This window comes from Arthrobacter sp. TJ-266 (assembly GCF_058269115.1).
In genome coordinates this window covers 736,793-762,814 of record NZ_JBZCNC010000002.1, presented here as the reverse complement: position 1 = coordinate 762,814, position 26,022 = coordinate 736,793, and the positions used below count along the sequence as shown (strand labels likewise).

At 69.5% G+C, this 26,022-nt stretch carries 17 protein-coding genes; 9 read left to right on the top strand and 8 right to left on the bottom strand.

Going from position 1 to position 26,022, the window contains the following annotated elements:
- Positions 1-448: 448 nt before the first annotated feature.
- Positions 449-2,239 (top strand): serine/threonine protein kinase, encoded by a 1,791-nt coding sequence (locus tag AC4D12_RS08245; protein ID WP_490949405.1) that lies wholly within the window; start codon positions 449-451, stop codon positions 2,237-2,239.
- 167 nt (positions 2,240-2,406) lie between these two features.
- Here the strand turns inward: AC4D12_RS08245 and AC4D12_RS08240 are convergent, their stop codons facing one another.
- The 5 genes from AC4D12_RS08240 to AC4D12_RS08220 form a co-directional block, all read right to left on the bottom strand.
- Positions 2,407-3,312: a TIGR01777 family oxidoreductase gene (locus AC4D12_RS08240; RefSeq protein ID WP_490949404.1), complete on the bottom strand. Its 906-nt coding sequence runs from the start codon at positions 3,310-3,312 to the stop codon at positions 2,407-2,409.
- Between the two features lie 159 nt (positions 3,313-3,471).
- Positions 3,472-3,903: an OsmC family protein gene (locus tag AC4D12_RS08235; protein ID WP_490949403.1), complete on the bottom strand. Its 432-nt coding sequence runs from the start codon at positions 3,901-3,903 to the stop codon at positions 3,472-3,474.
- 238 nt (positions 3,904-4,141) lie between these two features.
- Positions 4,142-6,031, bottom strand: a complete 1,890-nt coding sequence (gene sucB / locus AC4D12_RS08230) for a 2-oxoglutarate dehydrogenase, E2 component, dihydrolipoamide succinyltransferase (protein ID WP_490949402.1) — start codon at positions 6,029-6,031, stop codon at positions 4,142-4,144.
- Between the two features lie 162 nt (positions 6,032-6,193).
- Positions 6,194-7,576: a dihydrolipoyl dehydrogenase gene (gene lpdA, locus AC4D12_RS08225; protein ID WP_490949401.1), complete on the bottom strand. Its 1,383-nt coding sequence runs from the start codon at positions 7,574-7,576 to the stop codon at positions 6,194-6,196.
- A gap of 279 nt (positions 7,577-7,855) precedes the next feature.
- Positions 7,856-9,403, bottom strand: a complete 1,548-nt coding sequence (locus AC4D12_RS08220; protein ID WP_490949400.1) for a leucyl aminopeptidase — start codon at positions 9,401-9,403, stop codon at positions 7,856-7,858.
- Positions 9,404-9,594: 191 nt separating this feature from the next.
- On the opposite strand from AC4D12_RS08220, the gene AC4D12_RS08215 reads away from it, so the two are divergent.
- The 4 genes from AC4D12_RS08215 to AC4D12_RS08200 all read left to right on the top strand — a co-directional run bounded on the left by AC4D12_RS08215 (position 9,595) and on the right by AC4D12_RS08200 (position 15,278).
- Entirely contained in the window at positions 9,595-10,611 is a 1,017-nt protein-coding gene (locus AC4D12_RS08215) for a proteasome assembly chaperone family protein (protein WP_490949399.1), read from the top strand.
- Between the two features lie 115 nt (positions 10,612-10,726).
- On the top strand, positions 10,727-12,067 hold the full coding sequence (locus AC4D12_RS08210) for an MFS transporter (RefSeq protein ID WP_490949398.1): 1,341 nt from the start codon (positions 10,727-10,729) through the stop codon (positions 12,065-12,067).
- 116 nt (positions 12,068-12,183) lie between these two features.
- Complete coding sequence (locus AC4D12_RS08205) at positions 12,184-13,692, top strand: DUF4192 domain-containing protein (RefSeq protein WP_490949397.1); 1,509 nt, start codon at positions 12,184-12,186, stop codon at positions 13,690-13,692.
- A gap of 377 nt (positions 13,693-14,069) precedes the next feature.
- Positions 14,070-15,278, top strand: coding sequence for an RNA polymerase sigma factor (locus AC4D12_RS08200; RefSeq protein ID WP_490949396.1), 1,209 nt, complete (start codon positions 14,070-14,072; stop codon positions 15,276-15,278).
- A gap of 198 nt (positions 15,279-15,476) precedes the next feature.
- Here the strand turns inward: AC4D12_RS08200 and AC4D12_RS08195 are convergent, their stop codons facing one another.
- On the bottom strand, positions 15,477-15,698 hold the full coding sequence (locus AC4D12_RS08195; RefSeq protein WP_490949395.1) for a DUF7455 domain-containing protein: 222 nt from the start codon (positions 15,696-15,698) through the stop codon (positions 15,477-15,479).
- A 267-nt stretch (positions 15,699-15,965) separates the two neighbouring features.
- On the opposite strand from AC4D12_RS08195, the gene AC4D12_RS08190 reads away from it, so the two are divergent.
- Positions 15,966-18,074 (top strand): DNA gyrase/topoisomerase IV subunit B, encoded by a 2,109-nt coding sequence (locus AC4D12_RS08190; RefSeq protein WP_490949394.1) that lies wholly within the window; start codon positions 15,966-15,968, stop codon positions 18,072-18,074.
- Between the two features lie 63 nt (positions 18,075-18,137).
- On the opposite strand, the gene AC4D12_RS08185 is transcribed toward AC4D12_RS08190, so the two are convergent.
- Together AC4D12_RS08185 and AC4D12_RS08180 are read right to left on the bottom strand one after the other, a co-directional pair.
- Positions 18,138-19,139, bottom strand: coding sequence for a M56 family metallopeptidase (locus tag AC4D12_RS08185; RefSeq protein WP_490949393.1), 1,002 nt, complete (start codon positions 19,137-19,139; stop codon positions 18,138-18,140).
- A gap of 7 nt (positions 19,140-19,146) precedes the next feature.
- Positions 19,147-19,515, bottom strand: a complete 369-nt coding sequence (locus AC4D12_RS08180; protein WP_490949392.1) for a BlaI/MecI/CopY family transcriptional regulator — start codon at positions 19,513-19,515, stop codon at positions 19,147-19,149.
- A 219-nt stretch (positions 19,516-19,734) separates the two neighbouring features.
- Here AC4D12_RS08180 and AC4D12_RS08175 point away from each other — a divergent pair, with 219 nt between their 5' ends.
- From AC4D12_RS08175 to cydD, 3 genes are all read left to right on the top strand, one after another.
- On the top strand, positions 19,735-21,309 hold the full coding sequence (locus tag AC4D12_RS08175; protein ID WP_490949391.1) for a cytochrome ubiquinol oxidase subunit I: 1,575 nt from the start codon (positions 19,735-19,737) through the stop codon (positions 21,307-21,309).
- 75 nt (positions 21,310-21,384) lie between these two features.
- Positions 21,385-22,407: a cytochrome d ubiquinol oxidase subunit II gene (cydB, locus tag AC4D12_RS08170; RefSeq protein WP_490949390.1), complete on the top strand. Its 1,023-nt coding sequence runs from the start codon at positions 21,385-21,387 to the stop codon at positions 22,405-22,407.
- Positions 22,408-22,427: 20 nt separating this feature from the next.
- The gene (cydD, locus tag AC4D12_RS08165; RefSeq protein WP_490949389.1) at positions 22,428-26,012 is read left to right on the top strand and encodes a thiol reductant ABC exporter subunit CydD; all 3,585 of its coding nucleotides are present in this window, start codon (positions 22,428-22,430) and stop codon (positions 26,010-26,012) included.
- The last annotated feature ends 10 nt before the right edge of the window (positions 26,013-26,022 follow it).

Sequence of the window (26,022 nt, the reverse complement as noted above, 5' to 3'; positions counted from 1 at the left end):
GGGCGCCGTCCATCCGGCTAGGGCTGCGCACGGTCCCGGCACACATGTCGGCCGAGCGAATGATCGTGATGACGACGGCCACGCTCAGCCCACCGCCGTCGGCCTCACGACCGGGCGATTGCTCGGTCGTGGCGGCTCGTCCTCGGTGTGGCTCGTCACCGACTCGGCCGGCCAGCGCTTCGCCCTCAAGGTGGCGACCAGGACCGGGGCTGCTCCTGGCGATCCGCCGCCAGTCCCGCTTGGCTCCTCGTCCTCGTCATCCGCTCCGGGCGATCGCCTACCGAGAGCTCGAGACTACGGAACAGGTGTGCAACCGGCCGGCGCGGGACCGGACACTGCGCCCACCCCCACGCCCCTGCCCGGGCGCCGCGCACGCCGGGCCGCTCTGCCCTCCATCGGGGTACCGGACGTTCCACCGCCATCCGTCGGACGGTCACCGTTCGCTCCCTTGAACGACGGCGCGTCCGTCGACGCCGGTGGTCCGACAGTCAGTGGGAACCATGCAGCACCCGCCGACGACCTCGATCGGGAACTCGCCCTCCTGCGGCGACTCGACCACGACCACCTCGTCCGGGTGCACCGGGTCATCAGCACGAACCAGGGGCCGGGACTGCTGATGGAGCTCGCAGCGGGCGGTTCGCTGCTCGAACTCGTCACGAGCCGGGGGCCTCTGCCCATCGCGGAGGTGGTGACCACTCTCGTTCCCGTGGCTCAGGCGCTCGACCATCTGCACGCGTCAGGCGCCCTCCACGGTGACGTGACGCCCGGCAACATCCTCTTCACGCACGAGGGCCGCCCGCTGCTCGCCGACCTCGGCACGGGCCGACTGCTGGGAACCGATCCGCTGCTCATGCCCGGAACCCCTGGCTTCCTCGATCCCGGGCGGACCGGCAGCTACGATTCCGGCGCCGATGTGTTCGCGCTCGCGGCCGTCGCCTGGTTCGCGCTGACCGGACGGATCCCAGGCCCGACCGATCAGCGTCCGCCGCTCGCGCTGATCGTGCCCGATGTCCCGCTCACCTTGATGCAGCTGATCGAGGATGCGCTGAGCACCAACCGTGAGCGCCGTCCCACCGCTGCATCGTTCGCACGCACGTTGCTCTCCGCCTCGGCTGCGGAACCGGTGGACCTCGTGCCGGCGGTGCACACGAGCGTGCTGCCGGACCTGCTGACGCGCAGGGCTGACGAACGGCCGGCACCACGGCGCTCGCTCATCGCGCGGCTCCGGCGCACAGGTGCGACGAGCGGCCCGCGCACACCCGGAAACGGCAGTACCGGCGCAGGCCGGCGCGTCAACGGCTCCCCGCGAACCAGCCGGTCAGGCCGAAGCACCCGGCCGGCCCGCTTGTTCCCGCGCAGGGCGGTCGCTCCGACACCGGACGAGGAATCACCCCGCCGTCGCGGTTCGGCTCCTGGGCCGCGAACATCCCCATCGGAACCACACCGGAGCTCCACGACGTTCCAGCCCGTGAAGGGCGACTACGGTGCCCAGTACCGCATCCGGCGCGTCCTCGGAGTGGTGTCGGGGTGCATCGCCGCCGTTTTGCTCGTCATGGGGGTCATGCTCACGGCGGAGGGTCTCCGCGGGCCGGAATCGCTCGGGAGCGAGCCCGCCGTGCAGGGTGACGGCACGGGTACACCTGCTCCGGAAGCGGACGGTCAGGCGGTCGACGTGAGCGCGGGGCACAGCACCGAGCGGGAGGCGACGTCCGACGACGGGACATCTGACGCCAGTCCGGAGCAGCTCGCCGGATCCGAGGATCCCTCCGTGGCACTCTCGGGTCTCGTCGCGCTGCGAGCATCTGCGTTCGCGACCGCCGATCCAGAGGTGCTGCGGACCGTCGACGTCGACGGGTCGCCCGCCATGGTCGCGGACCAGGAGGCTGTCGCCGTCCTCGCGCGATCCGGGAACACCCTCCGGGGTTTGTCCATCGGCCTGCGGGATCAGAAACGGCTCACGGACGACGACGTCGCGGCGGACTCCGCCCTCGCACCTGTCTCCGGCGTCGCGACACCGCCGGAGGGAACGGAGGTCGCTCTCGTGCGGGCGACGGCGCAGATCTCCCCGTACACCGAGGAACCGGTCGGGAACCGTGCCGCGGAGGGGACGTCGGAGGAGGGCGCCGACGCCGGGACCCCGTCACTCATGGCAGCCGGACAGCAGGAGCTCATCTTCGCGCTGTGGGACACCGTGGACGGCTGGCGCATCCACTCCGTCGTCGAACCGCCCGAGGACTGAGGACGCCCGAGGACGTGCGACCACGACCACGCCCAGGACCAGCACCACGTGACGCCCCCATGCGGCCGCCTCGGAACCAGGACGTCGATTCCCTCCGCCCGGATGCGGTCCCGATACGGTCCCTATACGGTCCGGCTACGGTCCCGATACGGTCCAGCGAGTGGAGGCTACTCGGACGGCGCCGTGACCGTGCGGTGCACCCATTGCGCCAGCGCCTCGGGGGTCTCCTCGTCGAAGGAGAAGCCGGCCGCGACGAGCGCTCGCGGCTCCATGCGCGTGCTCACGAGTAGGAGCTCGTAGCCCAGTTGACCGATCGCGGCCTTCAGGATGAATGCCGGGACACGGAACCAGACCGGGCGCTTGAACGCTCTGCCGAGCTGCAGGGCGATCTGGTCGAGCGGCGCCGGGGCCGGGGCGCTCAGGTTGACGGGCCCGCTGAGCGGTGCGGTGAGGAGGAACTCGAGGGCCCGGATCTCGTCGTTGAGGCTGATCCAGGGCCACCACTGACGCCCCGACCCGAGGGATGTCCCGGCGAACAGGCGGATGGGGATCAGGAGGTTCGGGAGGGCGCCACCCTCCTTCGCCATCACGATGCCCGTCCGGGGGAGCACCACGCGGACCTCCTCCGGGGCAGCGAGGGCTTCCGCTTCCCACCGGCGGCAGATGTCGGCGAGCAGGGTCTGACCCGACGCGGACGATTCCGTGAGGACGTCATCACCCCGGTCCCCGTAGTAGCCGGAGGCGGACTGGCTGATGAGAACCTGCGGGCGGTTCGTTGCACGCGTGATCGCCGCGACGAGTGTCCGGGTCGGCATGATGCGCGAGGAATACAGCGTCTCCTTGTAGCTCCGCGTCCACGGATGTCCTGCGATGCCCGCGCCCGAGAGGTTGATCACCGCGTCCGCCCACTCCACGGCAGCGACGTCGAGGTCTCCCGTCGAGGGATTCCAGCGGACTTCGGACTCGTTCTTCGGGTCGCGGCGCACGAGTCGCCTGATCTCGTGGCTGACGGCGAGCTGACGCGTGAGGGCGGTTCCGATGGTCCCGGAGGCACCGGCGAGGAGGATGCGCATGATCCCATCGAACCACTAGTTCGGCGGCGTGAATACCAGTGGGGAGCCCGTCGACAACACAGGAGCCGCTCTGGCACGGAAGGACCCCGGACCGGGTCCGGGGTCCTTCCGTCAGTCAGGACCGGGTGCGCTCGCCGTTGTGGGGCGCGGTCCGGTCGATCAGCCGTGCAGGGTCGCGGTCAGCGAGATGTCCTTCACGCCCGCGAGGGCCTGCGAGACGGGGCAGCCCTCCTTGGCCGCCTGGGCGACACGCTGGAAGTCCTCCTCGGAAAGACCCGGCACCGTGGCGTCGAGCGTCAGTCGGATGGCCGTGATGCCCGTGCCCGGCTGGAAATCGACGTCGGCCTTGGTCTCGACGCGCTCGGGGGTCTTGCCCTCCTCGCCGAGGGCGTGGCTGAACGCCATCGAGAAACATGCCGAGTGGGCAGCTGCGATGAGCTCCTCGGGGCTCGTCTTCCCCTCGGACTGCTCGGCACGCGCCTTCCAGGTGACGTCGTAGGTGCCGAGACCGGAGGAATCGAGCGTGACCTGGCCGGATCCGGTGGGAAGGTCCCCGCTCCAGACGGTGTGGGCTGAACGAACGGTAGCCATGGTTCTCCTTCGGGTCTGCGGGACGGGCGCGGGCTCGCGTCCGGTGGTTCCCTCCCATCCTAGGGAGCGGCAGGACGGACTTCCATCGGGGTACGCAGCCGTCACGGGAGATACGGCCATGCCCGCCGCAGCAGTCCGGACAGACGGCAGGGGCCGCGCCTGTCGTGGCGCGGCCCCTGCTCGTCGTTCGTCCAGCTCCTGGCGGACGGCGTCGTCGCCGCCAGGGTCCTCGGTACTGTCAGAGGCCGAGGTCGGCCTCGAACGCACCACCCTCGAGTCGTGCCTTGAGCGTCTGGAGGAACCGCCCCGCATCGGCGCCGTCGACCAGCCTGTGGTCGTACGTCAGGCTGAGGTACATCATCGAGCGGATGGCGATGGTGTCATCACCGTCGACGCCCGTGATGACCACGGGCCGCTTCACGATGATGCCGGTCCCGAGGATGCCCACCTGCGGCTGGTTGATGATCGGGGTGTCGAACAGTGCCCCGGCCGAACCGATGTTCGTGATCGTGAACGTCCCGCCCGAGAGCTCGTCCGGCCCGATCTGGCCGTTGCGCGTGCGGCTCCCGACGTCGGCGATCTTCTTCGCCAGGCCACCGAGGTTCAGGGTGCCGGCGTCCTTGATGACGGGGACGAGCAGGCCCTTCTCGGTGTCGACCGCGATCGCCAGGTGCTCGGCGTCGTGGTACGTCACTTCCTTCTTCTCCTCGTCGAACGAGGCGTTCAGCTTCGGGTGCTGCTTGAGAGCCTCGGTCACGGCCTTCGAGATGAAGGGCAGGAAGGTGAGCTTCGCGCCGTTCTGTGCGAGGAAGGTGTCCTTCGACGCGGTGCGGAGCTTCGCGATGCGGGTCATGTCGACTTCGATCACCTGGGTGAGCTGCGCCGAGACCTCGAGGGACTCGCGCATGCGCTTGGCGATCGTCTGGCGGATACGCGGAGCCTTCTCCACGGTGCCGCGCAGCTTGGACGGCTCGACCGTCGGTGCAGCGGGCTTCGACGGCGCCGAAGCGGGTGACGACGGCGTCGCAGCTGCAGGTGCCGGAGCGGACTCCACCTGCTGGGACTCCTTGGCCTTCTGCGCTTCGGCGGCATCGAGCACGTCCTGCTTGCGGATACGGCCGCCGACGCCGGTACCCGTGATGGTGCCCAGGTCCACGCCGTTCTGGTTCGCCAGACGCCGCACGAGCGGTGTCACGTAGGCGGAGACGTCCGTGGTCCCTGCGTCCTCCGACGCGGGCGCCTTCTGCTCGGCGGGCTTCTGCTCGGCCGGCGCTGCCGGTGCGGGGGATGCCTGCGCGGGTGCGGTGGGGGCCCCGCTCGCGTCGTCGTCGGGCTCGGACGTGCCGGATGCCCGCTCGGACTCGTGGGAGGAGCCCTGCTTCTCGGTGGGTGAGTCCTCGCGCTCCTCGGCCGGTGCGGCGACGAGCGGTTCACCGGAGGCTGCTTCGACCTTCTTCGGGGCGGATGCGCCGGACCCGATGACGGCGAGGACTGCACCGACCTCCGCGGTCTCGTCTTCGCCTACACGGATCTCCTGCAGCTTTCCGGCCACGGGGGAGGGGATCTCGGTGTCGACCTTGTCGGTCGAGACCTCGAGGAGCGGCTCGTCGACCTCGACGTCGTCGCCGATCTCCTTGAGCCAGCGGGTGACGGTCCCTTCGGTGACACTCTCGCCGAGAGCGGGCAGGGTCACCTCGGTCCCCTCGCCCGAACCGTCGGAGTCGTCTGATCCGGACGTCTCGTCCGAACCGCTGGTCGCTGCGGGCTCCTCGGTCTCGGGAGCCTTCTCGGTCGACGGGACGGCGTCCTCAGTCGGCACGGAGGCGCCCTCGGACTCGTCGGAGGCGGCGGCCGCACCCGAGTCGCTCGAGGTGCCCGAATCGCTACCCGAACCGTCGCCGATCCTGACGAGGGGGGCGCCGACCTCGGCGGTCTCGTCCTCGGCCACGAGGATCTCCTCGATGACTCCGGCGATCGGGGAGGGGATCTCCGTGTCGACCTTGTCGGTCGAGACCTCCAGCAGGGGCTCGTCGACCTCCACACGGTCACCGACCTGCTTCAACCAGCGGGTGACGGTGCCTTCGGTGACGCTTTCACCGAGAGCGGGCAAGTTCACGGATTCAGACATAATGCGCCCGTTTCTCCTTCGTAGATCGTTCCTTGGCAGCTGGGCGACGCGGTGAGCCCGTTCAGCTGGACGTGCGTGCTGTTCCTTCTTCCGAGCTTAGTCCACGCCCTTCGACGTGGACCGAGCCCGGATGATGCTGGATGAGGTGCTGTGTGGGCGGTCCTAGCCGTGCAAGGGCTTGCCGGCGAGTGCGAGGTGAGCCTCGCCGAGTGCCTCGTTCTGCGTGGGGTGCGCGTGGATCAGCGGAGCGACGTCCTCGGGGTAGGCCTCCCAGTTGACGATGAGCTGCGCCTCGCCGATCTGCTCGCCCATGCGGCTGCCGAGCATGTGGACGCCCACGATGGGGCCGTCCTTCTCGCGCACGAGCTTGACGATGCCGCCCGTGCCGATGATGGAGCTCTTGCCGTTGCCCGCGAGGTTGTACTCGTGGGTCTCGACGCGGTCGTCGCCGAACTTCTCGCGGGCCGCCTTCTCGGTGTATCCGACGGAGGCTATCTCGGGATCGCTGTAGGTGACCTTCGGGATGTTCAGGTCGGAGACGACGACGGGCTTGAGGCCCGCGATCTCCTCGGCCACGAAGATGCCCTGCTGGAATCCGCGGTGGGCCAGCTGCAGGCCGGGGACGATGTCGCCGATCGCGTAGATGGTGCCGACGCCGGTGTGCAGGCGCTCGTTGGTGATGACGAACCCGCGGTCCATGGTGAGGCCCGCTTCCTCGTAGCCGAGGTTCTGCGTGACGGGCCCGCGGCCGACGGCGACGAGCATGAGGTCCGCGGTGAAGGTCTTGCCGTCCTCGAGCGTGGCGACGACGCCGTCGTCGTTCTGCTCCACGGCCTTGAACCGGGTCCCGGTGTTGAACTTGATGCCGCGCTTCTTGAAGGCGCGCTCGAAGTTCTTGACGATCGACGCGTCCTCGTTCGGGACGAGCGAGGGGAGCGCCTCGATGATCGTGACGTCCACGCCGAAGGACTTCCAGACCGACGCGAACTCGCAGCCGATGACGCCGCCGCCGAGGATGATGACCGATTTCGGCACGAAGTCCATCTGGAGCGCCTGGTCGGAGGTGATGACCTTGCCGCCGATCTCGAGGCCGGGAAGGCTGCGGGAGAAGGAGCCGGTGGCGAGGATGATGTGCTTGCCCGTGTAGACGGTGCCGTCGACGTCGATGGTGGTCGGGGACGCGAGCGTGCCCGAGCCCTCGATGACGGTGATGCCCTTGGACTTGATCAGTCCCTGGAGGCCGCGGTACTTCCCGGCGATGATGCCGTCCTTGTACGCGTTGACGGCGTTCATGTCGATGGACTCGAAGGTCGCCTTCACACCGTACTTCTCCGCGTCACGGGCGCCGTCCGCGATCTCCGCCGAGTGCAGGAGGGCCTTCGTGGGGATGCAGCCGTTGTGGAGGCAGGTGCCGCCCAGCTTGCCCTTCTCGATGAGCCCCACCGTGAACCCCAGCTGCACCGCGCGGAGTGCGGCGGCGTATCCGCCGCTGCCTCCACCGAGTACCAGGATGTCGAACTCTTGCGCAGTTGCCGATTCGGCCACTTGGACGCTCCCTCGCGTGGTCTCTCGACGCGCTGATCGCGTCTGTTGATGGATCGATTGGTGAGTGGTTAGCCCCTGGAGCCGCTTCGCGGCCACCGGCGCGTGAAATGCTCCCGTTTTTCAGCCTATCCCCAGAAGGAATCGGCATCCACCTGAACCGTGCGCGTCCGGGCCACGGGTACCCGCTATGTGTGCAGAGTCACCCGGCTGCGTACCCGTCGGGGTTCCGGCCGGGGCGGAAGGAGGCGCGGATGCTCCGGCGCCCCCTTCCGCGAACCGTCAGACCGAACGGGCCAGGACGTCCTCGACGTAGGCCAGGAGGGTGCGGACGCCGACGCCCGTGCCGCCCTTCGGCGTGTACCCGTGTGCGGACCCCTCGTTGTAGGCCGGTCCGGCGATGTCGAGGTGCGCCCACGGGATCTTCTCGCCGTCGACCTGCCCCACGAACTCACGGAGGAAGACGGCGGCCGTCATCATGCCGCCGTTGCGCTCTCCGATGTTCGCGATGTCCGCGACCTGCGACTCCAGGCTCGGACGCAGTTCCTCGGGCAGGGGCATGGGCCAGAACGGTTCGCCCGCGCGGTCCGCCGCCGCCTTGACGGCGTCGCGGACGCCGTCGTCGCCCATGACGCCGGAGGTGCGCGTCCCGAGGGCGATCATCTGCGCGCCCGTCAGCGTCGCGATGTCGATGATGGCGTCGGGGGACTCCTCACTCGCGGCGGCGAGGCCGTCGGCCATGACGAGCCTGCCCTCGGCGTCGGTGTTGAGCACCTCGACGGTCCGGCCACCGTAGATGGTGATGACGTCCTCGGGCCTCTGTGCGGTCCCGGAGGGCATATTCTCCGCGAGGCACAGCCACGCCGTGACCTTGGCCGGCAGACCCAGCTCGGCGACGGCGAGGAGGGTGGCGAGGACGGCCGCGGCGCCACCCATGTCCAGCTTCATGGTCTGCATCGCTGCGGCCGGCTTCAGGGAGAGTCCGCCGGAATCGAAGGTGATGCCCTTGCCCACGAGCGCCAGGTGCACGGCGGACTTGGCGGGGGAGTACTCGAGCTTGACCATGCGCGGGGGGCGCGAGGAGCCCTTGCCGACGCCGAGGATGCCGCCGTACCCGTCACGTTCGAGGCGCTTCTCGTCCATGACCGTGACCTTGACGGGCAATCCGCGGGCGAGATCCTTGGCGGCCTGCGCGAAGGACTCCGGGTACAGGTGGCTGGGCGGCTGGTTGACGAGCGAGCGTGTGGTGTTGACGTTCCGGCCGAGGACGACGGCGCGCTTGAGGCCTTCCGCGAGGCCTGCGTCGGCCGCCGTCCCGGTGTGCACGACGACGTTCCGGACCGCCGCCTTGTCATCGCTCGACGACACCGTGCCGTCCGGCTTCATGCCCGTCTTCAGTCCATCGAAGGTGTAGGCGCCGAGGGCGGCGCCCTCGGCCACCGCGGTGGCGGCGTCGACGGTGGCTGCGGGCAGCGCGAGGACGACGGTGTCGAGCCCGGTGAGGTGGCGCACAGCGGCTCCCGCGGCACGGCGCAGGGTCTCGGCGTCCAGGACGGCGTCGGCGGCGACCGTGCCGACACCGGTCAGGACGAGCGTGTCGGCCCCGGTGTCCGGCAGGCCGGGCAGGCGTCGCACCTCGTCCGCCGCGCCGGTGATCCCGAGGACCTGCAGGGAGTCGCCGAGGGCGCGCGCCGCCTTCGCCGGCAGCGGGTTGTCGAGGAGGGCCGGTCCGTCGGGGCCCTTCCCGACGGCGATGACGAGAGCGTCACTCGGAACCTTCTTGAGGTCCTTGTCGGAGGCTGTCAGATGCAGGTCGATCGTTGTGATCACGGCGTTTCTCCTCGTATCCGGCGCAGCCGCCCGGGTCCGGCGGCACTGCGGGCCCCGGCACACCTGAGCGGTCCGGGAACGGTCCTGACGATCGTAGTCTCTGCCCACTCGCGCGGCCGACCGGCGGAACGTACCGCAGGTGACGGTGGGCGCCGGTGGGCGTCGGAATGAAGGAGGAGCGGGGCGTGTTGATGACTACAGGACCTGACGGCGAGGAGAACACCATGCTGGATCCGCGAACCCTGTACAACACCGACGAGACGATCATCGGAGATCCCGACCTGAGAGGGCTACCCCTGCTCATGAGCCTCACCGGCTTCATGGACGCCGGTCACGTCGTCGAGCAGGTCAGTGCCGAGCTCCTCGAGGTCCTCGATCACCGGATCGTCGCCGAGTTCGACGCCGACCAGTTGATGGACTACCGGGGTCGGCGACCGAAGATCACCTTCGTCGAGGACCACCTCACCGACTACCGCCCGCACAGCCTCGAGCTGCACCGCCTGCACGACGGACTGGGCGAGCCGTTCCTCCTCCTCACCGGGGTGGAGCCGGACCTCCAGTGGGAGCGCTTCGTGAGCGCCGTCGTCGGACTGGTCGAGGACCTCGACGTGAGCCTGATCTCCTGGGTCCACGCGATCCCCATGCCGGTGCCGCACACCCGCCCCATCGGCGTCACGCTGCACGGCAACCGACCCGACCTGATCGACGGCATGAGTGCGTGGCGTCCCACGGTCGAGGTTCCTGCCTCGATCGGGCACGTCCTGGAGCTGCGGCTCATCGAGGCCGGGCACGACGTCGTCGGGCACGTGATCCACGTTCCCCACTACCTCTCGGATGCGGAGTACCCGCCTGCGGCGGTTGCCGGCCTCGAGTACCTCGGTGCGACCGCCCGTCTGGTCCTGCCCACCGACCGGCTGCGCGAGGCAGGGCGCGACGTCGAACGCCAGATCGCCCGGCAGGTCGGGGACAGCACCGAGGTGCAGTCCGTGGTGACGTCGCTGGAGAAGCGCTACGACGAGTACGCGGACGGCGCCGAGCGGCGGTCGCTGCTCGTGAAGGAGAACAGCGAGCTGGCGAGCGCCGACGAGCTGGGCGCCGCCGTCGAGGCCTACCTGGCGAGTCCGCAGGCCGAGGAGGAGTCGACGCTGCTCTGGGACACCGAGTTCCGCCCGGACGACCGCCACGGTGATCCTCGCCCCGAGGGCTGAGGGCACGCCCGTCGGGTGAGCTCGGGGGAAGCCGTCGCGGGGAGCACACCGTCGTCGATTCGTCCCGGGACGCGTCCGGTTGGAGAACACCGCTGCACCGGAGGAGACTGGGGTCGTGGGTTCGACGCGTGCGCTGCTGGTGTGGGGAGCGGGTGTCGCGGCCTATCTCGTTGCTGTGACGCAGCGCACCACCTTCGGTGTCGCCGGTCTCGAGGCGACCGATCGTTTCTCCGCCTCCGCATCGCAGTTGTCGGTGTTCACCGTCGTCCAGCTGCTCGTCTACGCGGGTCTCCAGGTGCCGGTGGGTGTGCTCGTCGATCGCTGGGGCCCACGGTTCCTGATCGTCGCAGGCGCCGTCCTCATGGCCGTGGGGCAGGCCCAGCTGGCCTTCGCCGACTCGGTGGGCGAGGGGATCGCCGGCCGCCTCTTCGTCGGAGCGGGTGACGCCACCACCTTCATCAGCGTCCTCCGGCTGCTGCCGGCATGGTTCGGGCCCCGACGCATCCCGGTTCTCACGCAGTGGACGGGCATCATCGGCCAACTGGGTCAGGTTGTCTCGGTCATCCCGTTCGTGGCCCTCCTCACGGGTCTTGGCTGGCAGACCGCGTTCCTGTCCGCTGCATCCCTCTCCGTCCTCGCCGCCATCCTCGCGACGGCGATCATCAGGGACTCGCCGTCTCCGGCCGGCGACCGCGCAGCGCCGACCCTCCGCCAGACGGGTGTCTCCCTCGCGCAGGCGTGGAAGCAGCCGGGTACGCGCCTCGGGCTGTGGTCGCACTTCACCATCCAGTTCCCCGGGACGGTCTTCGTCCTCATGTGGGGCTACCCCTACCTCGTACGCGCCGAGAAGGTGGGCGACGCGGTGGCGTCCGCCCTGATGACCCTCTTCGTGGCCGTGGGCATCGCCTGCGGGCCGCAGCTGGGGCGGTACGTGGCGCGGCACCCGCTCCGCCGGTCCACGATGGTGCTCGCGATCGCCGCGCTGATGGCGGTCGCCTGGTTGATGGTGCTGCTGTACCCGGGCCCTGCCCCACTTCCCCTGCTGACGTTCCTCGTGGTCGCGCTCGCGATCGGGGGACCCGGGTCCATGATCGCCTTCGACTTCGCCCGGACGTTCAATCCCGCGGGCCGGATGGGAACGGCCACCGGGATCGTGAACATCGGCGGTTTCATGGCGTCGCTGCTGTCCATGTTCGTCATCGGCGTCGTCCTCGACGTGCTGCTCGCCCGTGGTGTCTCGGACGGTGACCTGTACTCCCTCACGTCCTTCCGCCTCGCCATGTCCGTGCAGCTCGTCCTGCTCGCGGCCGGAGCCGTGGCCGTCGTCGTCGTGCGGCGAAGGGTCAGGCGTCGCATGGCCGATCAGGGCGTGGTCGTCCCCCCGCTGCGCGAGGCGCTCGCTCGCGAGCGACGACGTCGCAGGGACCGCCGGGCGGGCCGTCCATCGCGGCCGTGACCGGGAGGACGCCGGTCGGGCTCGCCGTCCTCGAACGGCTTCCGGAGCCGACTGCGTTGTCCACATAGGGATGTTCGGTCGAGCCGTCCGAGGGCACCCGGAGGAGGCTGGCGGACATGTCACCCTCACATCCCTCGCCCCGCCCTTCCTCGGATGCCCCGCGTCCCGTCCTGTCCGTGACCTCGCCGGCCGACATCCTCTCCTACGTGCCGCACGCCCTCGGGTTCACGCCCATGGAGAGCCTCGTCGTGCTCACCACCGGGAGGGGCCGGCTCGGGGCGACGCTCCGCGTGGACCTCCCGGCAGCCGATCCCTCGCCCGGCGGCGAGGCCACGGACTTCGCGCGGGCCGTCCTGTCCTTCATCGACGGCGACGACGATGCCGACGGCGTCCTCGTGATCGTCTACACGCACGCGGTACGGCGTCCCGATGATCCGCCGCCGCAGGGCGTGCTCGTGCGGGAACTGAGCGACGTCCTGGCCTCGGCGGGACTGCCCGTGCGCAGCGGCTGGCTCGTCTCCGCCGCCGCCTGGCGCGACTACTTCTGCGACGACGGCAGGTGCTGTCCGTGGTCCGGCCACCCGCTGGACACCGTCACGGACAGCCGTCTGAACGCCGAACTGATCTTCGGCGGCAGCTCCTTCGACGAATCACCCGCCGACGCCGTCGGTCGGTCGTCGCCCCTCGTCGCCCGGCCGATTCCCTCGCCCTCCCGCGATGCCGTCGACGAGGGTCAGGCCCACTACGCGGCGGCCTGCGCGGGGCACTGGGACGAGGAGCGCCAGTTCACCGCCACGTCGGACGTGTGGGATGCGGTCATCCAGGGGTCCAGCACTGCTGTGGAAGAGTCATTGCTCGGATCAGGCTCGGACCTGGACGCCGACCTCGCCGGATTCCTGCTGGCCAGCCTCGAATCGAGGGCGGTACGGGACTTCCTGCTCGTGAGCGCGTGTCTCGGATCCGACACGGCACTCGAAGGCGCCGTGTCCTGCGGGGTGATCGCTGCGGCACCGATGGATTCATCGGGGATACGCGGTGACGATGCGCAGTGCGTCGTGCCGCCTCTCGCGGCCGCCTGGGGCGTGGCGCAGTCCGACGAACCCGGGGACGTCCGACTGGCTGCTCCGCTCCTCGATCGGTTTGCCGACGGTCGGACAGCGCCCGACCCCTCCGCCCTTCGACTGTTCACGGACGTGCTCGCGGGTCTCCATCCCGGCACGCCCGACTGGGAACGCGTCGATGCCATGACGCGTGTCCTCACCCGCCTCGTCGCTGTCGCCGGCCCGACGGGCGAGGCGAGAGCCGCGGCGCTCACGATGCTCGGCTGGCTCGAGTACGCGCGAGGACGGGGATCTCGGGCGGCGGTCCTCTTCGAGGCAGCCGAAGCGGCGCTCCCCGGGTATCGACTCGCGCGTCTGCTCAACGAACTACTGTGCCGAGGTGGCTTGCCATCGTGGGCCCGCAATCGCACGACGGCGTGGCGGTCCACCTCGTCAGCGTCGGCATTCGAGTCGAGAGCACCGACGGCGTCGGGAGCAAAGGGGGCTTCGTCACCTGCCTCGTCACCTGCTTCGTCGACGTCGGCATCCACCGATCGCCGTCGGTCGACCCGGGACGCGGCCTGACGTGACCCGACGTGGCCCGATGAAGGCCTCCCTCGTGCGTCGTGGAGCCGAGAGCGCACATCATCGGGCGGCGCGCGACGGCGCGCTGTCAACGGAGGCGCAGGAAGAAGTAAGCCGGTATACATTTCCGGCGTGGAGTGGGCACGTGAGACACTTGACGGTGAGACCCGGTTGGGTCCGTGCACCAGAACGACTCGGCAACACCCACGCACACGTCCCCTCGAGGGCGTGCGGCGGCGGGAATAGCCGTCGTCGCAGAGCGGTTCCTCAGGGGAACGACTCTGCGATGGCCGTCTGGTAACCAGCGCGGACTTGACAGGGTCATAGTGGTGTTGTCCGTCTGACGGCATCGCACATCGCCGTATGAAAGGTTCTCTGTGACGGTCAAGAAGACAGCAGCACCGGCGTCGTCGGACGCCGGTACCACCACGACGAAGCGACGCGCCGCGGCCAAGAAGCCCGCGACGAAGAGCGCCGCGGCCGCCAAGGCCACCGCGTCCGACGCTTCGGGATCAGTGGACACGCTGGAGGCCGACGCACCCATCGCCGACGTCGCGCTCGACGCGGACGTCGAGGACGCCAAGCCCGAAGCGGCAGAGGTCGGCACCACCACCGGCTTCGTCTACTCCGACGCCGATGACGACGACGCCCCCGCGCAGCAGGTCGTCTCGGCCGGAGCCACTGCGGACCCGGTCAAGGACTACCTGAAGCAGATCGGCAAGGTCGCCCTGCTGAATGCCGAGCAGGAAGTCGATCTGGCGCTCCGGATCGAAGCCGGGCTGTTCGCCGAGGAGAAGATCGCCGCCGAGCCCGACATGGACCCGAAGCTCAAGCGCGAGCTCGAGTTCGTCATCCACGACGGCAAGCGTGCCAAGAACCACCTCCTGGAGGCGAACCTGCGCCTCGTCGTCTCGCTGGCCAAGCGCTACACGGGCCGCGGCATGCTGTTCCTCGACCTCATTCAGGAGGGGAACCTCGGACTCATCCGCGCGGTCGAGAAGTTCGACTACACCAAGGGCTTCAAGTTCTCCACCTACGCCACCTGGTGGATCCGCCAGGCGATCACACGAGCCATGGCAGATCAGGCGCGCACCATCCGTATCCCCGTCCACATGGTCGAGGTCATCAACAAGCTCGCACGCGTCCAGCGTCAGATGCTCCAGGACCTCGGCCGCGAGCCGACGCCCGAGGAGCTGGCACTCGAACTCGACATGACACCCGAGAAGGTCGTCGAGGTGCAGAAGTACGGGCGTGAGCCCATCTCGCTGCACACGCCGCTGGGCGAGGACGGTGACTCCGAGTTCGGTGACCTCATCGAGGACTCCGAGGCCGTGGTTCCCGCCGACGCCGTGAGCTTCACGCTGCTCCAGGAGCAGCTGCACTCCGTGCTCGACACGCTGTCCGAGCGGGAAGCCGGCGTCGTCGCGATGCGGTTCGGTCTCACGGACGGTCAGCCGAAGACGCTCGACGAGATCGGCAAGGTGTACGGGGTCACCCGCGAGCGAATCCGTCAGATCGAGTCCAAGACCATGTCGAAGCTTCGTCACCCCTCGCGTTCGCAGGTATTGCGGGACTACCTCGACTGATCGATGTGCGCCGGCCGGGGCAGCCGATGCCCCGGCCGGACCATGAGCGATGATCGCAGCTGAGCGGCAGGACCGATACGGTGTTGCACCGGCCCGCTCATCCCGCCGGATACAACGAAGGCCCCCTCCTCGGAGGGGGCCTTCGTCACGCGATGCGGCGCCTGTACACGGAGCGCCGTCGGATCGGGGTCGGGGAAATCAGTCGCCTGCTGCGACCGGCTTCTCGTGGAGTCGCTTGGTCTCGTCCTGCCACTCGGACGTGAGTGGCTTCAGGTTGGCTTCTACTGCGCGCGCGTGGTGGCCGCAGAACAGAAGTTCTCCACCGGAGGACTGAAGGACCGCCCGCACGTACGCCTGAGCGCCGCAACGGTCACAGCGGTCCAGGGCAGTGAGTTCGCGAGTTGCTACTGCAGTGGTCATGAATGCCTCCTCATGTGGATCGTGTATTCATATAACCACTATTCGGTGCCGCGCCTCCCCAAGCTGGGCCTCCTTTCGCTCGGGGCGTAGCAGAGGTTATGGCAGGGGGTCGAACCCCTGCTGTGGCGCGGGTGCCACGGGTCGGCGCGACAGGTCGCGCCTGCCGAGGAGTGTCATCAGGCCGTAATAAGCTGGCCCCATCCCTCCGCGCGGTCGCCCTTCTGGGGCTCGTCCGGCGAGGGGCCGTACCGTCGAGGAGACACCGCTGTGACACCCCCCACGTCCAACTACACCGCGCGGCACCTCTCGGTCCTCGAGGGCCTGGAGGCTGTGCGCAAACGCCCCGGAATGTACATCGGGTCCACCGATTCCCGTGGACTGATGCATTGCCTGTGGGAGATTATCGACAACTCGGTGGATGAGGCACTGGCGGGGTACGGCCAGAACATCACGGTGATCCTGCACGCCGACGGATCGGTCGAGATCCACGACGACGGGCGCGGTATCCCCGTGGACATCGAACCGAAGACGGGGCTCACCGGCGTGGAAGTGGTGTTCACGAAGCTGCACGCCGGAGGCAAGTTCGGGGGCGGCTCCTACACCGCCTCGGGCGGCCTCCACGGTGTGGGCGCCAGTGTCGTCAACGCTCTCTCAGCACGTCTCGACGCCTTCGTGGACCGCGGCGGCAAGACCTACGCGATGTCCTTCCGCCGGGGCGAGCCGGGAATCTTCTCCGACGGACGGTCGCCGTCACCCACGTCCTCCTTCGAGCCGTTCCTCGACGGCTCGCGACTGGACGTCGTGGGGACGGCGAAACGTGGTGTGACAGGAACCCGGATCCGCTACTGGGCGGACCGGCAGATCTTCACGCCCGACGCGACCTTCTCCTACGAGGAGCTGCAGACCCGCGCACGTCAGACGTCCTTCCTCGTCCCGGGTCTGCGCATCACGCTGCGCGACGAGCGCAGGCTGCCGGGAACTCCGGGGGAGTCCGGAGCCGTGGAGGAGGTCTTCCAGCACGACGGCGGCATCTCCGAGTACGCGGAATTCCTTGCGCTGGACGCCGGCGTCACGGACGTGTGGCGATTCCAGGGGTCGGGCCGCTTCACCGAGTCGGTCCCGGTGCTCGACGATCGTGGTCACAGCCGGATGGCGGAGGTCGAGCGGGAGTGCGACGTCGACATCGCGCTGCGCTGGGGGATCGGCTACGAGACGACGCTCCGCAGCTATGTGAACATCATCGCCACGCCCAAGGGCGGTACGCACCAGTCGGGCTTCGAGCAGGCCCTGCTGAAGACGTTCCGCACCGTCATCGCTGCCAACGCGCGCAAGCTGAAGGCGGGTACGGACAAGATCGAGAAGGACGACGTCTTCGCCGGACTCACGGCCGTCCTCACGGTCCGGCTGGCGGAACCGCAGTTCGAGGGCCAGACGAAGGAGATCCTCGGCACCTCGGCGGTCAAGGCGATCGTGGCGAAGGTCGTCGAGAAGGAGTTGCAGGCAAGGCTGACGTCATCGTCGCGCAACGACAAGGCGCACTCGGCCCTCCTGCTCGAGAAGATCGTCGCCGAGATGAAGTCGAGGATCTCGGCGCGTGTCCACAAGGAGACGCAGCGTCGCAAGAACGCCCTCGAGACCTCGACCATGCCCGCGAAGCTCGCGGACTGCCGCATCGACGATCCCGAACGCTCGGAGCTCTTCATCGTCGAGGGCGACAGCGCCCTCGGAACCGCCAAGAACGCGCGTTCCTCCGATTACCAGGCGCTGCTGCCGATCCGGGGCAAGATCCTCAACGTGCAGAAGGCCTCGGTCGGGGACATGCTCTCCAACGCCGAATGTGCGGCGCTCATCCAGGTGATCGGCGCAGGGTCCGGCCGGAGCTTCCAGCTGGACGCCCGCCGCTACGGCAAGGTGATCCTCATGACGGACGCGGACGTGGACGGCGCACACATCCGGACGCTGCTGCTCACCCTGTTCTTCCGGTACATGCGACCGCTGGTCGAGGACGGCCGCGTGTACGCGGCGGTACCACCGCTGCACCGGGTGGAGGTGATCAGCGGGGGCTCCAAGGCCAACGAAATGATCTACACCTATTCCGAGGCAGAACTCGCGAAAGTGCTCGCTGCCATGGAGAAGCAGGGGAAGCGGTACAAGTCGCCCATCCAGCGGTACAAGGGACTGGGCGAGATGGACGCGGACCAGTTGGCTGAGACGACCATGGACCCCCGGCACCGCACGCTGCGTCGGGTTCGCATCACCGAGGCGGAGTCGGCCGAACGCGTCTTCAATCTGCTCATGGGCAGCGATGTGGCGCCGCGGAAGGACTTCATCGTGGAGGGTGCGGCGTCCCTCGATCGGGATCGCATCGACGCCTGACCGACTCCGGATCGGTCCGAAGCCAGCTTCAGTAACGCCGTCCGTCGGAGAGCTGCCGGATGGTCAGCCGATCAGCTCGGGAGCGACCAGCAGCACCGGCGGCACGACGAGCAGGAGGCCCGCCGTCGAGAGTGCCACGGCCTGGTGCAGCCGCCCCAGAGGTGGCAGAGGGGTGAGTAGTCTGCGCAGGCGGGGCTTGGTGGAGTCGATCGACGTCGTACCTCCCGTGACGTCCGTGACCATCCTGCCCGTGACCCGTCCTGCGGCGGGTTCGTCGGCCAACGGGTCATCGAGAGGATCCCGGGCGATCGGCCCCGCGCCGGCACCGACTATCGCGATCGCACGGACGAGCGTGTGCTCATCGACGTGACGGAGCGCCTCGTCGTCGGCGAGCATCTCGATCAGTTCGCTGACGGCACGCTGTGCCAGCCGCGACGTCGGTAGCCATGGCAGCGCGGACCGCCAGGCGGCGAAGGCCCACAGCAGCAGATGGTGGCGTTGGTGGAGGTGTGCATTCTCGTGCGTCAGGACGGCGTCGAGCTCGGTGCGCGTGAGGAGGTCCATCAGCCCGTTGGACATGACGGTGACGGATCGCGCCCCGCCCGGGAGGCAGTACGCCACCGGCGCGGGGTGGTTGATGACGAGCGTCGACGGCTGGTCCGCGGCGGGGGAGCTGAGCAGCGACAGCATGTCGCGGTGACGCCGCCGCTGCCGCTTGATGCGCACGAAGGTCAGGGCGAGTGTCGAGACGAGGTGACCGAACAGGAGGGTCGCCGCGCTGATGGCGAACACGTGGACCACGCCGAGCGTGCCCACCGACTCGTCATTGAGCAGGATGTCGAGGAACCCCGCCGACGCCGACACGAGGTTGTCGCCCAGGGGCTCGAGCCCCCATACCAGCATGGCCCCGATCATCGAGCATCCACCGGCCAGCGCTATCGACTGCCACAGCACCATGGCCGTGAAGGGAGCGCGCGCCGGCCACTGTGCGCGGGACAAGAGGATGGGCGCAGGCCACGCCAGGATGATCGCGAGCGCCGCGAGCAGGTAGGAGGCCCAGAACACGGTGGAGTCAGTCGCGGCCGAGCAGCTTGCGGAGCGTCTCCGCCTCGGCCTCGGACACACTGCCGATGAACCGGGCCAGAACGGCCTCGCGATCGGGGGCGGTGACGAGGACCTCGTGCATGAGTTCCGCGGTGTGGTCCTCGCGACTGGTCACCGACCGGTACCTGTGCGGTCGGCTGTTCCGCTCGCGCTCCACCAGGCCCTTCTTCTCGAGTCGTGAGAGCACGGTGAGGACGGTGGTGACGGCGAGCTCGCGGCCGGACTGTCCGAGCGGGGCCTCGGCGATCGCGTCGCGCACCTCGTTGGCGGTCACGGCCCCGGGTGTCGACCACAGCAGATCCATCACTGTGCGTTCAAGGTCTCCGAGCGTTGCCATGTTCTTCCTTCGATCATTCCGCGGTGCCGACCCGCCTCGGGTGGCACCCCGCTCCCCGGGGGAGCGATAGAGCGTATGCATCTAAAGTACAGCGTCGCGCCGTGCCTTTCTACTCCGCGTAGAAGTGGATCCGAAATCGTTCTACACTGTGTAGTAGAACTTTTCTACACGTTGTAGAAGTCCCGTCGGGATCGACGGCGGCACCGCGGAAGGGGCCTCATGGAAGCCTTGGAGATCGCCAGATGGCAATTCGGAATCACGACCGTCTACCACTTCGTCATGGTTCCCCTGACGATCGGCCTCGGACTGCTCGTCGCCACCATGCAGACCATGTGGCACCGCACCGGTCACGAGCAGTACCTGAGGATGACCAAGTTCTGGGGGAAGTTGTTCCTCATCAACTTCATCGTCGGCGTGGCCACGGGTCTCGTGCAGGAGTTCCAGTTCGGGATGGCGTGGAGCGAGTACAGCCGCTTCGTCGGTGACGTCTTCGGGGCCCCTCTGGCCATGGAGGCGCTGCTCGCCTTCTTCGTCGAGTCCACCTTCCTCGGCCTGTGGATCTTCGGGTGGGACCGTCTGCCCAAGCGACTGCACCTCATGTCCCTCTGGGCCGCCGTGCTCGCGTCGGTGTTCTCCGCCTACTTCATCCTGGTGGCGAACTCCTGGATGCAGCACCCCGTGGGTGTCGAGGTGGTGGACGGCAGGCCCGTGATGACGGACGCGTGGGCCGTGTTCACCAACAGCACCGCGCTGGTCGCCTTCCCCCACACCGTCTTCGGATGCCTCGCGGTCGCCGGGGCCTTCCTCCTCGGCATCAGCTGGTACCACCTCTGGAAGCGCCGCCACGACGGGATCGACAGCGTCGGCGAGAACGGTGCCGTCGTGGTCGGGGCACGCGCCGGGGCCCGTGACGCCGTCGACCACGCCGTCTGGCTGCGCTCGGCCCGTGCCGGAGCCGTGGTCGCCATGATCGCCTTCGCCGGCACCGGCATCACCGGCGACCTTCAGGGCAAGCTCATGTTCGACCAGCAGCCCATGAAGATGGCCGCTGCGGAGGCCGCGTGCCACGACGGCACCGGCTTCTCGATCCTCTCCGTCGGCAACCTCGGGGCCCAGAGCTGCGAGGACATCACCGCCGTCATCGAGGTACCGGGAGTCCTCTCCTTCCTCGCCAACGGCGACTTCACCACCGAGGTCAAGGGCGTCAACACCCTCCTCCCCGAGTACCAGGAGAAGTACGGCACCCACCTCCCCGACGATCCCCGGTACGGCGATCTGGCCGGCACCGAGATCGACTACCTGCCCGTCATGGAGGTCACCTACTGGGGCTTCCGCATCATGATCGGGTTCGGGGCCATCGCCGCTGCGGCGTCCGCCGCCGCCCTGTGGGTCCTCCGCAGGGGGACCGTCCCAGAGTCACGGTGGCTCATGCGCCTGGCCGTCCTCGGGATCCTCGCGCCCTTCGGCGCGAACATCGCCGGCTGGGTGTTCACGGAGATGGGGCGCCAGCCTTTCGTGGTCGCGCCCAACCCGGACCTCAGCGGCGTCGACGGTGTCTTCATGTTCACCGCGGCGGCCGTGTCTCCCGGGGTGTCGCTCACCGAGCTCGTGACCTCCTTGGTGCTGTTCACCGGCGTCTACGCCGTGCTCCTGGTCGTCGAGGTGAAGCTCCTCGTGACGTACGTCCGGGGAGGTACCGCCTCCGCGATGCCCGAACTCGCCCACACGGACGAGGACGACGACGCCCCGAGCGGCAGGAAGGACGACGGCGATGTGCTCGCGTTCGCGTACTGACCGACGGGCTGCCGGTCACGGGAGCCCCGACCGTGCGTCAGTAGCCCACACCTCCTCACTCCGGAAGGGACCACGATGACCGAGGCACTCCCCACCCTCTGGTTCGTCCTCATCGCCCTGCTCTGGGCCGGCTACCTCTTCCTCGAGGGGTTCGACCTCGGCGTCGGCATGCTGATGAAGCTCATGGCGCGCAACGACACCCAGCGGCGCGTGCTGCTCAACACCGTCGGCCCGGTCTGGGACGGCAACGAGGTGTGGCTCGTGACTGCCGTCGGGGCGACCTTCGCGGCCTTCCCCTTCTGGTACGCGTCCCTCCTGTCGGCGCTCTACCTGCCGTTCCTGCTCGTGCTGCTCGGCCTGATCTTCCGGGCCGTCGCCTTCGAGTGGAGGGGCAAGCAGGACAGCGACGCCTGGCGCAACCGGTGGGACTGGGCCATTGCCGTCGGCTCCTTCGCCGCGGCCGCGGGCATCGGGGCCGCCCTCGCACTCACCACCACCGGGTTGCCGCTCGACGCCAACGGGGACAGGGTGGGAGGCGCCTTCGCCTGGGCCACCGGACCGGCCCTGCTCGGGGCTGCCGCCGTCGTCCTCTTCTGCCTGGTGCACGCCGCGGCGTTCGTGGGTCTCAAGACCGACGGCGGGGTGCGGCGCCAGGCCGACCGACTCTTCCGGCGGCTGCTGCCGATCGCGATGCTCCCGTTCATCGGCTGGGCGCTCCTCGTCCAGGTCGACGACGGGACGGTCGTCACCTGGCTCGCCGTCGTCCTCGCCGTGGTCGCCTTCCTGGCCTCCTACAGGTCCGCGACGATCGGCCGGGACGGGCGCGCGTTCGCCGCCCTCGGGATCGGGATGCTGGCCCTCACCGGATCGATCTTCGGCGCCGCGTTCCCCGTGGTCCTGCCGTCCACGCTCGATCCCGCGTTCGACCTCACGGTGCGGAATGCCTCGTCCTCGCCCTACACGCTCGGGCTGATGAGCATCGTCGCGTGCGTGGGGCTGCCGCTTGTCCTGGCCTACCAGGCGTGGACATACTGGGTGTTCCGTCGGCGCGTCTCGGAGGAGAGCATCCCCGCGGCCCACGCCGTCCAAGCCCTGTGAGCGGAGCGAGCCACACCGTCATGCGCCACTCCACGTCATTCGCGGAGGGGCGGCCCGCAGGCGACTCCACGGAGGTCGCGCCGGGGACGGACGGTACGGAGCGGACCCGACGGGTCTCGCCCATCGCCTCCCTGAGGGCCGGTGGTCCTGCCGGGGCTGCGGGCTCGACGTCGGCGGTCTACCTGCTCGGCGTCCTCGCCGCGGCACGCGCGCTCGGCCTGGTGCTCTTGGCACAGGCCCTCGCCATCGGCATCGCCGGCGTGGCCGCCGGGCAACTCGATGTCCGTGCGGTCCTGGTGCAGGGCGTCGCCGGCGGGATCCTCCGGACCGCCGCGGCGTGGGGCCAGGACGCCACGGCCGCCAAGCTCGCCCTCGGCGTCCGCGAGAGGCTCCGCGAGGCCGCGCTCCTGCGCGTGCTCGACGACGGCGGTACCACTCGCGCGGCCTCTGCGGGCGGTGGTCAGGGCTCTCTCGCCGTGCTGCTCACCCGGGGCGTCGACGGTCTCGATGCCTACTACACCCAGTACCTCCCGTCCCTCATCACGTGCGCCGTGGTGCCCCTCCTCATCGGTGCACGCATCCTCGCGGCGGACTGGGTGAGCGCGCTCATCATCGTCCTCACCGTCCCCCTGGTGCCCGTGTTCATGGTGCTGATCGGGCTGCACACGCAGGAGCGCACGCAGCAGGCCGCCGCGGCGCTCGGACGGCTCTCCGACCACCTCGTGGAACTGGCCCGCGGGCTGCCGGTGCTGGTCGGTCTCGGCCGCGCGGGCGAGCAGACGCGCGCCCTGCGCGAGATCGCCGCCGACTACTCGTCGCGCACCATGACGACCCTCCGCACGGTGTTCCTGTCCTCGCTGGCGCTCGAGCTGATCAGCACCCTCTCCGTGGCAGTCGTCGCCGTGTTCGCGGGGGTGCGCCTGATCAACGGGGACCTCGACCTCGAAACCGCCCTGATCGCCCTCGTCCTCGCGCCCGAGTGCTACGGCCCGCTCCGCGACGTCGGTGCCGCCCATCACGCGAGCGAGGACGGCGAGGAGAGCGGAGCGCGGGTCCGCGCGGTCATCGACGCCCCGCTCGCGGCGTCCGGGGGCGCCGGACGTCCCGCCGCTGGGGGTGCGGTGGCGGTGTCACTGGCGGGCGTGACGGTCCGGTACGACGGCGCCGTGCGCCCCGTGGTGCGGGATCTCTCGTTCAGCCTCGCCCCCGGGTCGGTCACGGCCCTGAGGGGCCCGAGCGGCTGCGGCAAGACGACGCTCATGCATGTCCTCGCGGGCAGCGCAGCGGTTCCGGCGGGCCTCCACGTGGAGGGAACCGTGACGACCCCGCCCGACGGCGGCGTGGCCTGGGTGCCGCAGCACCCCGAGCTGATCGCGCCCACCGTGCGTGCCGAGCTCGCCCTGTACGGGCGGACGGAGGAGGGTGATCCTTCGCTCACGGAGGTGCTCGCCGCCGTGGGTGCGGCTGACCTCGTGGACCGGCGGACAGGTGAGTTGAGCCCTGGCGAGTTGCGGCGCGTCGCCGTCGCGCGGGCCCTCCTGCGAGCGCAGGATCCCGCCGTGGGGCTCCTGCTCCTCGACGAGCCGACGGCCCACGTGGACGATGGCAGCTCCGCGGCAATTCGGGCCGCGATCACGGCGCGCAGGCCCGGACTCACCGTCCTGCTGATCGCGCACGACGACGCGACGGCGGCCATCGCCGACAGCGAGCTGCGTCTAGGGGTTCCGACGGACGAGAACGCGGCCGACTATCCTGCCGACGGGCAGCCGAACGGCGAGCGCGAGACTGATGGCTTTCCGTCCGCAGCATCTGCAGGCCTGTCCGCAGCACACACCCCAGCACCATCGGCGATACCGGCGGCAGCGATGTCCGACGACACGCCAGGGCACAGCGAGGCACCGGCGCCGCGGCCGTCCCTCGCGCGGTGGTGGCGGTCGGCGCGCGCCGTCCTCGCGCTCGTCCGGCTCTGGGATCGCCGATTCGTCGCCGCGACCCTCCTCGGTGTCGGGTCCGCGGTGTTCGGCGTCGCCCTGACGGCCCTCAGCGGATGGCTGATCGTCCGGGCGTCGGAGCAGCCTCCCATCCTCTACCTGCTCACGGCGATCGTCGGCGTGCGGTTCTTCGGCATCGGCAGGTCGCTGCTGCGCTACGAGGAGCGGCTGTGGCTGCACCGTGCGGTGTTCCACCGCGCCGACGAGACGCGACTCGGACTGTGGACCGGTCTGCTGCGGACCGGGCAGTCATGGCGGAGGCTGGCACGCGGGTCCGGGGGGATCGAGCGGCTCGTCGGCGACATCGACGAGTTGCGGGACCGCTCCGCACGCGCGCTCTCGCCTGCCCTCACCGCCGTCCTCGCGGGGGTCGCGGCTCTCGTGACGACAGGCCTCCTGCATCCCCCGTCCGTCGGCTGGCAGGCGCTCGCCGTGGGCGGTTCCGTCGTCGTCGCGCCGATGATTGCTGTGCTGCGCGAACGGGCGGCAGGTGCCGTGACGGTGCGGTTGAGGGCCGAGGCTCTCGGACGCGTCGCGCGGCTGCTGCGCGCCGCGGCGGATCTCCGTGTGAACGGTGCGCACCGTGCCGCGCTGGAGGCGACACGGCGGACGGAAGGCCGTCTAGCCGCCGCCGCGCGTCGTTCCGCAGCAGCGTCCGGTCTGTCGACGGCGGTGGTCGTCGCCGCCTGTTCGGCTGCGTCCCTGGGCATCCTGGTGACGGCGGACGGGCTCCCCGCCGACGTCACGGCCGTCCTCGTCCTCATGCAGCTCGCACTGATCGAGCCCTTCGTCTCCGGTACCGCGGCCGTCCGGCACTGGGCTCCTCTCGCAGCCGTGGTGCAGAGGCTCGAGCCGTTCCTCGACCCCTCGTCATCAGGACGCGACGTCGATGCTCCCGGGAGCATCGACATGGTTCCCGTCACCACGCTCTCCCTCGAGGACGCAGCGATCGGGTACGAGCCGGGCCACCCCGTGGTGACCTGCGTGGACCTGACGCTGGAACCGGGGCGGTGGACGGGGCTCACCGGGCCGTCCGGCAGCGGCAAGTCGACCGTCCTCGGCGCCCTGCTCGGATTCCTGCCGCTCGAGCGCGGACGTCTCGTGATCGACGGGGAAGCCGTTGCGCCCTCCACGCGACCGCGGGTCGCCTGGTGCCCGCAGGAGAGCCACCTCTTCACCTCCACGCTCCGGGCGAACCTCCAGCTCGCCCGGAGGCCCGGTGACAGCGCCACGGAAGGTGAGCTCCTCGCGGTCATCGACGCCGTGGGGCTGACGGACCTGGTGGACGGGCTGGAGGACGGCCTCGATGCATCGGTGGGTCCCGGCGGGTCGAGGCTCTCCGGTGGGCAGCGTCAGCGGCTCGCCGTCGCTCGCGCACTGCTCACGCGGGCCGGCGTGGTGCTCCTCGACGAGCCCACGGCCCACCTCGACCGCGACGGCGCCCGCGCGCTGCTCGCCGATCTGCGCCGCGGCCTGCCACGGACCGCCGTGCTGCTCGTGACGCACGATCCCGCCGAGGCGGCGACGTGCGACGAGGTGCTGGACCTCGGTGCTGGGCTCCTGGCACCGAGCAGGGTTCCAGGGCCGCCGCACCCCGGGTCCATGGAGGCCTGACGCTCCGGTA

What these genes read in the sequence shown, in the direction of transcription:
- AC4D12_RS08240 (WP_490949404.1), bottom strand. Translation starts at nt 3,312, where the DNA reads ATGCGCATCCTCCTCGCCGGTGCCTCCGGGACCATCGGAACCGCCCTC.
- AC4D12_RS08235 (WP_490949403.1), bottom strand. Translation starts at nt 3,903, where the DNA reads ATGGCTACCGTTCGTTCAGCCCACACCGTCTGGAGCGGGGACCTTCCC.
- sucB (WP_490949402.1), bottom strand. Translation starts at nt 6,031, where the DNA reads ATGTCTGAATCCGTGAACTTGCCCGCTCTCGGTGAAAGCGTCACCGAA.
- AC4D12_RS08215 (WP_490949399.1), top strand. Translation starts at nt 9,595, where the DNA reads ATGACTACAGGACCTGACGGCGAGGAGAACACCATGCTGGATCCGCGA.
- AC4D12_RS08205 (WP_490949397.1), top strand. Translation starts at nt 12,184, where the DNA reads ATGTCACCCTCACATCCCTCGCCCCGCCCTTCCTCGGATGCCCCGCGT.
- AC4D12_RS08195 (WP_490949395.1), bottom strand. Translation starts at nt 15,698, where the DNA reads ATGACCACTGCAGTAGCAACTCGCGAACTCACTGCCCTGGACCGCTGT.
- AC4D12_RS08180 (WP_490949392.1), bottom strand. Translation starts at nt 19,515, where the DNA reads ATGGCAACGCTCGGAGACCTTGAACGCACAGTGATGGATCTGCTGTGG.
- AC4D12_RS08175 (WP_490949391.1), top strand. Translation starts at nt 19,735, where the DNA reads ATGGAAGCCTTGGAGATCGCCAGATGGCAATTCGGAATCACGACCGTC.
- cydB (WP_490949390.1), top strand. Translation starts at nt 21,385, where the DNA reads ATGACCGAGGCACTCCCCACCCTCTGGTTCGTCCTCATCGCCCTGCTC.
- cydD (WP_490949389.1), top strand. Translation starts at nt 22,428, where the DNA reads ATGCGCCACTCCACGTCATTCGCGGAGGGGCGGCCCGCAGGCGACTCC.